General features: G+C 71.6%; 8 protein-coding genes. 4 read left to right on the top strand and 4 right to left on the bottom strand.

Annotated features, from left to right (window positions below):
- Window positions 1-103 precede the first annotated feature (103 nt).
- Complete coding sequence (locus tag IFT36_RS13555) at window positions 104-757, bottom strand: HAD-IA family hydrolase (protein WP_200413390.1); 654 nt, start codon at window positions 755-757, stop codon at window positions 104-106.
- 58 nt (window positions 758-815) lie between these two features.
- Between IFT36_RS13555 and IFT36_RS13550 the strand changes: the two genes are divergently transcribed.
- The 3 genes from IFT36_RS13550 to IFT36_RS13540 all read left to right on the top strand — a co-directional run bounded on the left by IFT36_RS13550 (window position 816) and on the right by IFT36_RS13540 (window position 3,169).
- Window positions 816-1,235 (top strand): hypothetical protein, encoded by a 420-nt coding sequence (locus IFT36_RS13550; RefSeq protein WP_148053722.1) that lies wholly within the window; start codon window positions 816-818, stop codon window positions 1,233-1,235.
- Window positions 1,236-1,639: 404 nt separating this feature from the next.
- Window positions 1,640-2,572 carry an aminodeoxychorismate lyase gene (locus tag IFT36_RS13545; RefSeq protein ID WP_307785111.1) on the top strand — a complete coding sequence of 311 codons (933 nt, stop codon included), beginning with the start codon at window positions 1,640-1,642 and terminating at the stop codon, window positions 2,570-2,572.
- A gap of 327 nt (window positions 2,573-2,899) precedes the next feature.
- On the top strand, window positions 2,900-3,169 hold the full coding sequence (locus IFT36_RS13540) for a hypothetical protein (RefSeq protein ID WP_123571943.1): 270 nt from the start codon (window positions 2,900-2,902) through the stop codon (window positions 3,167-3,169).
- A 138-nt stretch (window positions 3,170-3,307) separates the two neighbouring features.
- On the opposite strand, the gene glgX is transcribed toward IFT36_RS13540, so the two are convergent.
- On the bottom strand, window positions 3,308-5,365 hold the full coding sequence (gene glgX / locus IFT36_RS13535; RefSeq protein WP_200413389.1) for a glycogen debranching protein GlgX: 2,058 nt from the start codon (window positions 5,363-5,365) through the stop codon (window positions 3,308-3,310).
- 280 nt (window positions 5,366-5,645) lie between these two features.
- Here glgX and IFT36_RS13530 point away from each other — a divergent pair, with 280 nt between their 5' ends.
- Window positions 5,646-6,674: a hypothetical protein gene (locus IFT36_RS13530; RefSeq protein WP_148053723.1), complete on the top strand. Its 1,029-nt coding sequence runs from the start codon at window positions 5,646-5,648 to the stop codon at window positions 6,672-6,674.
- 105 nt (window positions 6,675-6,779) lie between these two features.
- Here IFT36_RS13530 and IFT36_RS13525 read toward each other — a convergent pair whose 3' ends face one another.
- Window positions 6,780-8,693, bottom strand: a complete 1,914-nt coding sequence (locus IFT36_RS13525; protein WP_123571946.1) for an APC family permease — start codon at window positions 8,691-8,693, stop codon at window positions 6,780-6,782.
- A gap of 197 nt (window positions 8,694-8,890) precedes the next feature.
- The coding region (locus IFT36_RS13520) for a winged helix-turn-helix domain-containing protein (protein ID WP_200413388.1) at window positions 8,891-9,206 on the bottom strand (316 nt) is incomplete at its 5' end.

The following is a 9,206-nucleotide window of genomic DNA, read 5'->3' as shown; positions in this document are numbered from 1 at the left end:
CGGCGAGCCCGAGCTCGAACCGCGAGGCCGGGCCCGCGCCCGCGCCCGCGCCCGCGCGAGCCGCGAGCCCGTGCCAGCTGTGAGCCCGCGCGAGATGCGGCCCCTACGGCAGCGTGATCTCGAGCAGCCCGTCGGCCCGCACGGTCACCGACACGTCCTCGTACCCGACGATGCGCGGCAGCCCGTCGGCGGCCGGCCCGTCGTGGTCTCCCACGACCACGACCGAGGCTCCGGAGGCGCGGGCGGCCTCGAGCCCCGCCGCGGCGTCCTCGAAGACGACGACCTCGCCCGGGTCGACGCCGAGCAGCTCGGCAGCCAGCAGGTAACCGTCCGGAGCCGGCTTGCCCACCGCCACCTGCTCGGACGCCAGCACGACCGCCGGCCAGGGCACGCCCGCCTCGGCCATCCTCGACCGCGCCAGCTCGTGGTTCGCGCTCGTCACGAGGGCCACCCGGTCACCCGGCAGGCTCGCCACGAAGGCGGCGGCGCCCGCGATCTCGACGGTCCCGTCCCGGGTGCCGGCCTCGACCGCCTGCAGCCCGTCGGTGAGGAACCGTGCCTCGTCCTCGGGCAGCCGGGGCAGGAACCGGGTGACGGTGTCGTGGGTCTGCCGGCCGTGCGCGAACGCCAGCAACTCGACGACGTCGAGCTGGTGTTCGGCCGCGAAGTCGCCCCAGATGCGTTCGACCAGGGCGGTCGAGTCGACGAGCGTGCCGTCCATGTCGAACACGATCGCGCGGCAGGTGAGGGTCGTCATGGCCACAGTCTGCCCCGGCGCACATGCGGCACGCACCCCCACGGCGTACCGTGCCCGCATGCACGAAGACGAGCAGGACACGAAGACCGGCACCACCACGGGCGACGCCACGACGGCCACGGACGGCGTCGGCTACGCAGGCACCGCCGAGACCGCACCGGACCGTCGCGACGCCGACGACCCGACCGCGGACTTCCCGCGGAGCGAGGCGACCACCGCCGAGATGCAGCGGTCGGCGACGGAGGACTCCCCCGCCGTGGACTCCGACACCGACCTGGACGCGGTCCAGGCCCTGCCCGGTGAGGGCGGGCCGGACGACGGTGGCGACATCGAGGTCGACCCCGACGACCTCAACCTCTCGGGCGACTCGATCCCCGGCCACCCCAAGCCCGGCGAGCCCGATCCCGCCGACGCGCCCTCGGGTGACGGCGCCGCGCCGTCGCACCCGAAGCCCGGGCCGCCCCGGCCCCGCGGCTGACGCCTCCCGGACCGACCACGAAGGGCCGCACCGTCTCGACGGTGCGGCCCTTGGACGTGCGCGCAGTGGCGCGGGTGGTCCTACGTGTGTGGTGTGGTGCCGGGCGGGCCGCCCCGTGAAGAAGCTCCCGGCCCACCGGGCACCACGCGCCCACCGTGGGCGGGCTCGCTCACGGTACCGCTGCAGTCTGGGCGGGCAAAGAGGACCCTGCCAGGAAAACGCCTGTTCAGCGCATAGAATTAGCTAGACGCACTAGTCACCGTGGCGAGCGGGTGCCCGATGCGCATCTCCGAGCAGCCGTCGGGCCGATCGAGATCCCGTGGACGTCTAACCTCTCGACGACGAGTGATTATCCACAGCCTGTCCACAAAGCGAAAACCCGCGCCCGAGGTACGGTCGAGGGCGTGACCGACCTCGCCGCAGACGCCTCCCCCACGACCGACACCGCGCCTCCTGCCCCCGTGCTCGTGGTGATCGACCGGGCCCGGGCCGGCGCCCGAGGCGATGGTCCCGGGTGGCACCTCGCCGACGCGGCGGAGCCGACCGTGAACGTCGTCGACCTGGGCGTGACCCGCGGCGACGGCATCTTCGAGGCGTTCGGCGTCGTCGACGGAGCCGTGCAGGCGCTCGAGCCGCACCTGACCCGCCTGGCACGGTCGGCGGCCCTGCTCGACCTGCCCGTCCTCGACCTCGACCTGATCCGCGAGGCGGTGCTCGCCTCGGCCGCCGCCCACGCTGCCGTCCCGTTCGCGTTGACCAAGCTCATCGTGACGCGCGGCCTCGAGGGCGTGCCCGACAGCGAGCCGACCGCGTGGGCCCGGACCGAGGTCTACGAGGACCACGCCGTCGAACGCCGCGACGGCATCCGCGTCGTGGCGCTCGACCGCGGCTACCGGCACGACGTCGCGAACACCTCGCCGTGGCTGCTGCAGGGCGCCAAGACCCTCTCGTACGCCGTGAACAAGAGCGTGCTGCGCGAGGCCGCCCGCCGGGGTGCCGACGACGTCCTCTTCGTCAGCAGCGACGGGTACGCGCTCGAGGGGCCGTCGGCCTCGCTCGTCGCGCGTTTCGGCGACCGCTTCGTCACCCCGCGCACCGACCAGGGCATCCTCGAGGGCACGACGCAGGCGGCCGTGTTCGACGCCCTGACGGACCTCGGCCACGAGACCGCATACGAGCTGCTGCCGCTCACCCGCGTGCACGAGGCGGACGCCCTGTGGCTGCTGTCCAGCGGACGTCAGATCGCTCCCGTGTCGGACCTCGACGGCCGGTCGTTCGCGATCGACCACGAGCTGACGACGTCGCTGGTCGAGGCGCTCTGGGCCCGCCGCGCCTGAGCCCCGGCCGCGGCCCGGCGCGAGTCCTGCTCACCGACTGGCACAGAAGGTGCCGCCCGGGCGGGCCGCCGTTCGAACAGATGTCCACCATGCGAACGATGTGTCAGGCGATGGTGGCGATCACCCGGTGACCTGCGAGAGTCGGGAACGCGTCGATTCACGGCGACGCGACCCGCACCACCCCGTTCCGCACGCGGTCGCAGGGCCGCAGAGATGAGCTGAACACATGAACATCGTCCACGCCTCCGGGCATCACCCCCTCGCGCACGACCTGGCTCCCACCGAGCCGATCGACATCAGCGCACTCCTCCTGGCCGAGGCCGCGGCATGAGCGCCGCCGACCTCGCCCGCCTCAGCCACGACCAGCTCGTGGCGCACGTCCGTCGCTCCGTCGACGTGACCGGCCACTACGCCGCCGACCAGCGGGTGCCCGCCGCCCGCATCGAGGTCTACCCCAAGCGCCGACCCGCCGGTCGAGCCCACCGGTCGCCGGTCGACCACGGGCCCGTCGTCTGCGGCACCGTCGTCGACATCACGCCGGGACCGAGCTACGCCGACTTCTTCGCCCCCGAGGCGCAGCAGCTCGCCACCGCCTGATCCCCGTTCGGCCTCGGCCGACCCACACGACGACCGCCGTCCCCTCGGGGCGGCGGTCTTTCGCGTTCCCGGGGGACGCAGGAGGCGCGGTGCCGATCCCGAGGACCGGCACCGCGCCTCCTGCGCTCGCCCCTCCGCCTAGGAGGCGCGGCTCCGCAGCAGCGTGAAGCTCGCGTCGCGCACGAGCAGCGTCGTGACGGCGCCCTCGACCTGCTGGCCGGGGTCGCTCGACGCGGCGAGCTCCCACTCGCCGTGGGGCGCGTCGGGCACGTTGAACTCGACGACCGCCGTCGAACCGTTGACGAGGTAGGCGAACGCGTCGGCGTCCTTGTGGGTCAGCACGAAGGTGATCGCCTTGTTCTCGCCCTGCTGCCAGTCACCGCTCGAGAACGAGTGGTCGTCGGCACGGCGGACCTGCACGTGGTCGTCGCTCTCGACCTCGGGGGCGTACCGGAACCAGTCGGGCCGCAGCGCCGGGTTCTCGCGACGCAGCGTGATCAGCTCGGTCGTGAAGGCGAGCAGGTCACGGTCGGCGCGCTCCCAGTCGAACCACGAGATCTCGCTGTCCTGGCAGTAGGCGTTGTTGTTGCCGCCCTGGCTGCGGGCGATCTCGTCGCCGCCGAGGATCATCGGCACGCCCGCGCTGAGAAGCAGCGTGCCGAGGAAGTTGCGACGTTGGCGGTCGCGGTACTCGTTGACCGCGGGGTCGTCGGTCGGGCCCTCGGCGCCGCCGTTGAACGACTTGTTGTCGCTCTCGCCGTCCTGGCTGTCCTCGCCGTTCTCCTCGTTGTGCTTCTCGGCGTAGCTCGTCAGGTCGGCGAGGGTGAAGCCGTCGTGCGCGGTGACGAAGTTGACGCTCGACAGCGGCGAGCGACGGTCGCCCTCGTAGACGTCGGGGCTGCCGAGCACGCGGTCCGAGAACGTCGAGAGGACGCCGGGCTCGCCGTTCCAGAACTCGCGCACGTCGTCGCGGAACTTGCCGTTCCACTCCGACCAGTCGGCCGGGAAGCCGCCGACCTGGTAGCCGGCGGTGTCCCAGGGCTCGGCGATCATCTTGACGCTCTGCAGCACCGGGTCCTGGTGGATCAGCGTGAGGAACGCGCTGTGCTCGCTGGCCTCGCCGCCCTGACGGGTGAGGGTCGTGGCGAGGTCGAAGCGGAAGCCGTCGACGTGCATCTCGGTGACCCAGTAGCGCAGGCTGTCCATGATCAGGCCGAGCGCCGCCGGGTGGCTGACGTTCAGGCTGTTGCCGGTGCCGGTCGTGTCGAAGTAGTTGCCCTCGTCGCCCTCGACCAGTCGGTAGTAGGCGGCGTTGTCGATGCCCTTGAACGAGATGGTCGGGCCCATGTGGTTGCCCTCGGCCGTGTGGTTGTAGACGACGTCCATCCACACCTCGAGGCCCGCGGCGTGGAGGTCCTTGACCATCTGCTTGAACTCGGCGACCTGGCCGCCGGCCGTGCCCGCGGCCTTCGAGGCGTACTCGTCGTGCGGGGCGAAGAAGCCGATCGAGTTGTAGCCCCAGTAGTTGCGGAGGCCCTTCTCCTCGAGGTGGCTGTCCTGCACGAACTGGTGCGTCGGCAGCAGCTCGACGGCGGTGACGCCCAGGTCGGTGAAGTGCTTGATCGCGGCGGGGTGCCCCATGCCGGCGTAGGTGCCCCGGATGTCCTCGGGGACGTCGGGGTGCGTCTGCGTGAAGCCCTTGACGTGCACCTCGTAGACGACCGTGTCCTCCATCGGCGTGAGCGGACGCTGGTCGTCGCCCCAGTCGAAGTCGCGGTCGGCGATGACGTTGCGGGGCATGGCCCCGGCGGAGTCGGACGCGTCCATCGTCTCGGGCTCGTCCATGTCGTGCCCGAAGACGGCCTGACCCCAGTCGAACGTGCCGTCGAGGGCCGTCGCGTACGGGTCGAGCAGCAGCTTGTGCTCGTTGTGGCGGAGGCCGGCGGCCGGGTTCCAGGGGCCTGCGACACGGAGGCCGTAGCGCGAGCCGACCCGCGCCTCCTCGACCACGGCGTGGAAGACGTGGCCGGTGCGGTTCGTCAGCTCGAAGCGGCGCTCGGTGCCGCCGTCGGCCTCGTCGTCGAACAGGCAGAACCAGACGTGGTCGGCGGTCTCGGAGTACACCGCGACGTGGGCGCCGCCGTCGGGCAGGGGCGTCACGCCGAGGGGGTAGGGCAGGGAGCGGGAGTCGTTCATGTTCCCAGCAGTACAGGAGGAGCGCCGTCGGCGGCCAAGCTGAGCGCCGTACCCCGCCGAACCGTCCCGCCCGCCCCGCCCGCGCCTCCCCGCCCATGCACCCCGTTTCGAACCATGCACCCAGAAGCTTCCGGGTGCATGGTTCGAAAACGGGCACATCATTGGTCCACATGCTTCCTGCTCAGCGTGAGTCCACGGCGGGTTCTCCACCGTCCAGGAGGCGCGGGACACGCCCGAGGACGGCGCACGACACGATGGCCCGGTGCCGCACACCGAACCGATGACGTGTGAGCTGCGATTCACGGCGACCCACGGCGACGGCGCACCCGAGACGATCGCCCTCCGTGCGGGCGTGGCGGACGGCTCCCTCGTCCGCATCCACCGCGGGGTCTACGCGCAGGCGTCCTGTTGGGCTCGACTGGACTCCCGCGGGCGACACGTCCTCCGCACGAGAGGGATGGTGGCCGGCGCGGCTCGCGACTGCGTGGTCTCGCACGTCTCTGCAGTCGCCGTGCACGACCTCCCGCGCGTCTCGGACGAGTTCGACCACGCCGTCACCGTCATCGACGGCCGCCGAGTCTCGACGAAGACGTCCCCGCACCTCCTTCGACGACCGGGGAACGTGCCGGCCGACGATCTCGTGCGTCTCGGCGAATTGTCGGTCACCGGGCTCAGGCGGACGGCCGTCGACGTCGCCGGAACGACCAGCTTCGCCGATGCCGTCCTGTGCGCGGACGCGGCCCTCCGCCGACTCGTCCTGCCCGACGGGCACCGGACGGGCGCGTCGGTGACCGCCGCCGTCCTCCGCGAACGTGAGGCCTTGCTCGGCAGGCTCGGCCCCACCACCCACCCGGGTGGTCGCGCTGCGCGGCGAGCACTCCAGTTCGCCTCACCCTTCGCTGAGAACGGCGGAGAATCGCTGCTCCGCATCGTCCTGTTCGAACTCGGCCTCTCGAATGTCGAGCTGCAACGGGGATTCCGCCTCGCGGACGGGCGCACCGCACGGTGCGACGCCTTCCTGGCCGCCGACGGTGTGGCCGTCGAGTTCAACGGCTTCGTGAAGTTGACCGATCCCCGCATGCTCGCCGGCCGGACGCCCGCCGAGGTGATCCGCGACCGGACGCGACGTGATCGAGCCCTGTGCCAGCTGCCCGAGGTGCACGCCGTGGTCAACTGCGAGTTCCTCGATCTCGTGGTGCCCGCGCGACTCGCCGGCCTGCTCGGCGACGCCGACGTGCGACTCGACCCACGCCGTGTCACGGCCGCCGCGCGCGAAGCCGCTCGTCGCTTCCGCGGTGACGCCTCATGAACCCGGTTTCGAACCATGCACCCAGAAGCTTCTGGGTGCATGGTTCGAAACCGGGTGCGACGTGGGTCGGGTGGGGGTCCGGGGAGGCGGCACGGGCAGGGGCGGCTAGCTGACGTGCACGTCGGGGCGGCGGCTGCGCGAGGGCTCGGCCCGGCGCAGCACCTCGCGGGTCACCGGTGCGACCTCGCCCACCCCGGTCAGGAAGAACCGCCCCATGTTGGACAGCGGGTTGCCCTCGGTCCACTCGAAGTAGATGTCGGGCACGACGCCGGTCTCGTCGCGGATCGCCAGCAGCACGCTGGCCACGGCGTTCGGCACCGCGCCGCTCGTCGTGCGCAGCACGCGGTAGCCGTGCAGCGCGTGCCCGGTCACGACGAGGTCCTCCTCGAAGTTCGACGAGTCCCCCTTGTGCACCTCGAGGAAGATGACCGGCGAGCGCTGCGGGATGCCGCTGTACTTCCGCTCGGCCGTCAGCTTCTTCTTGTAGATCTCGGCGACCTCGCGCCCCGGCTCGTGGGCGATGACGCGGATCGTGCCGTACTCGTCGGCGTCCTCGCGCACGTACGCGAGCGCGGTGTCGTCCAGGGTGACCGAGGTCGCCCGCAGCTGGAACGACCGCTGCACGCGCGAGACGAGCGACACCGCGATGATCCCGATGATGAAGATCGCGGCGATGCGCACGCCGTCGGGACGCTCGACGACGTTGGTGATGGTCGTGTAGACGAACACGAGGGCGACGACGCCGAAGCCGATCGTGCGCTTCCGCTGGCGCGCACGTCGTGCCGACAGCGTCACGGCCACGGAGGCGCTGGTGATCAACACGAGGACCCCCGTCGCGTAGGCCCCGCCCTGGGCGTCGACGTCCGCCTCGAACACGATGGTGATGACGAAGGCGATCACCGTGAAGACCAGCACGAGGGGACGGACGGCCCGGGCCCACTGCGGCGCCATGCCGTAGCGCGGCAGGTAGCGCGGCACGAGGTTGAGCAGCCCGGCCATGGCCGACGCCCCGGCGAACCACAGGATGCAGATGGTGCTGACGTCGTAGAGCGTGCCGAAGCCGTCGCCGAGGTACTGGTGCGCCAGGAACGCCAGGGCTCGGCCGTTGGCCGACCCGCCGGCCTGGAACTCGGCCTGGGGGATCAAGAGCGTGGTGACGAAGCTCGACAGGATCAGGAACGAGCTCATGATGATCGCGGCCGTGGCGAGCAGGCGACGGGCCCCGCGGATGCGTCCCACCGGCTTGGCCGGGGTGTCGGTCGGGTCGCCGGTGATCTGGGGCATGACGGCCACCCCGGTCTCGAAGCCCGACAGGCCGAGGGCCAGCTTCGGGAAGACGATCAGGGCGATGCCGACCATGACGAACGGGTTGCCGTGCTGCACGGTCAGCGCTTCCCACCAGTTGCCGATGACCACCGGGTTCTCGCCGATGTGGAAGAGCGACACGGCGATGACGACGAGGTTGAGCGTCAGGAAGATCGCGACGAGCACGACCGCGATGCCGATCGCCTCGCGGAAGCCCCGCAGGAAGACGGCGGCGAGCAACGCGACCAACACCAGCGTCAGCGGCACCTCGGCCCCGTGGAACCACGACGGGGCGAACGGGTTCTCGACGGCGTGCGCCGTGGCGTCGGCCGCCGACAGGGTGATGGTGATCATGAAGTCCGTGGCGGCGAAGCCGAGCAGGACGAGGACGAACAGCTTGCCGCCCCACCAGGGCAGCAGGCGCTCGAGCATCGCGATCGAGCCCTCGCCGCGCGGGCTCTCGCGGGCGACGCGGCGGTAGACGGGGAGCGCGCCGAACAGCGTCAGCAGCACCAGCACGATGGTCGCGAGGGGCGAGAGCAGCCCCGCCGCGACGGCCGCGATGGCCGGTTGGTACCCGAGGGTCGAGAAGTAGTCGACGCCGGTCAGGCACATCACCCGCCACCACGAGTGCGTCTTCTCCGGGGTCTCGGCGTGCGGACCCTGGTGCGTCCCCGCGGTCTCGGTGAGGCCGTGCAGCAGCCAGCTCCGCATCCGTCGCGTGGTCGGGTGCGGGGTCGGCGGTGCGACCCTGGCGGGTGACTCGGGCTGCGCGGACACGGGTTCCTCTCGGACGTGCGGGGCGCACCGACCGGGAGGCGGGCACGCGCCCTGCAACGTTAGGCCTCGTGCGCCTCCCGGTGGTGACGTCCAGCGTTAGGAAACCGTGAGGATCCCGACGGCGACCGCGGTCACGCCTCCTCGACGACCTCTGCCCCGGCGTCGGGCACGAAGCGGTAGCCCATGCCGAGCACCGTGACGAGGTGTCGCGGTGCGGCCGGCACGGGTTCGAGCTTCTTGCGGAGTTGCGCGAAGTAGAGCCTCAGGTAACCGGTGTCCTTCGCGTGGAAGGGGCCCCAGACCTCGGTCAGGATGGTCTCGCGCGTGATCAGCTTGTCGGGGCTGTGCAGCAACAGCTCGAGGATCTTCCACTCGGTCGGCGTCAGCCGGACGGCCGTGCCGCCGCTGCCCGCGCCGCTGCCCGCACCCGCGCCGCCGCCCGCACCC

Source organism: Frigoribacterium sp. CFBP 13605, assembly GCF_014839405.1.
Lineage (GTDB): Bacteria > Actinomycetota > Actinomycetes > Actinomycetales > Microbacteriaceae > Frigoribacterium.
The sequence above is the reverse complement of the archived record's forward strand: the minus strand, read 5'-3'. Positions and strand labels throughout refer to the sequence as shown.

Bases quoted from the DNA above. Each gene is read 5' to 3' on its own strand.
- IFT36_RS13555 (WP_200413390.1), bottom strand. From the start codon at position 757: ATGACGACCCTCACCTGCCGCGCGATCGTGTTCGACATGGACGGCACG.
- IFT36_RS13550 (WP_148053722.1), top strand. From the start codon at position 816: ATGCACGAAGACGAGCAGGACACGAAGACCGGCACCACCACGGGCGAC.
- IFT36_RS13540 (WP_123571943.1), top strand. From the start codon at position 2,900: ATGAGCGCCGCCGACCTCGCCCGCCTCAGCCACGACCAGCTCGTGGCG.
- glgX (WP_200413389.1), bottom strand. From the start codon at position 5,365: ATGAACGACTCCCGCTCCCTGCCCTACCCCCTCGGCGTGACGCCCCTG.
- IFT36_RS13530 (WP_148053723.1), top strand. From the start codon at position 5,646: ATGACGTGTGAGCTGCGATTCACGGCGACCCACGGCGACGGCGCACCC.
- IFT36_RS13525 (WP_123571946.1), bottom strand. From the start codon at position 8,693: ATGCGGAGCTGGCTGCTGCACGGCCTCACCGAGACCGCGGGGACGCAC.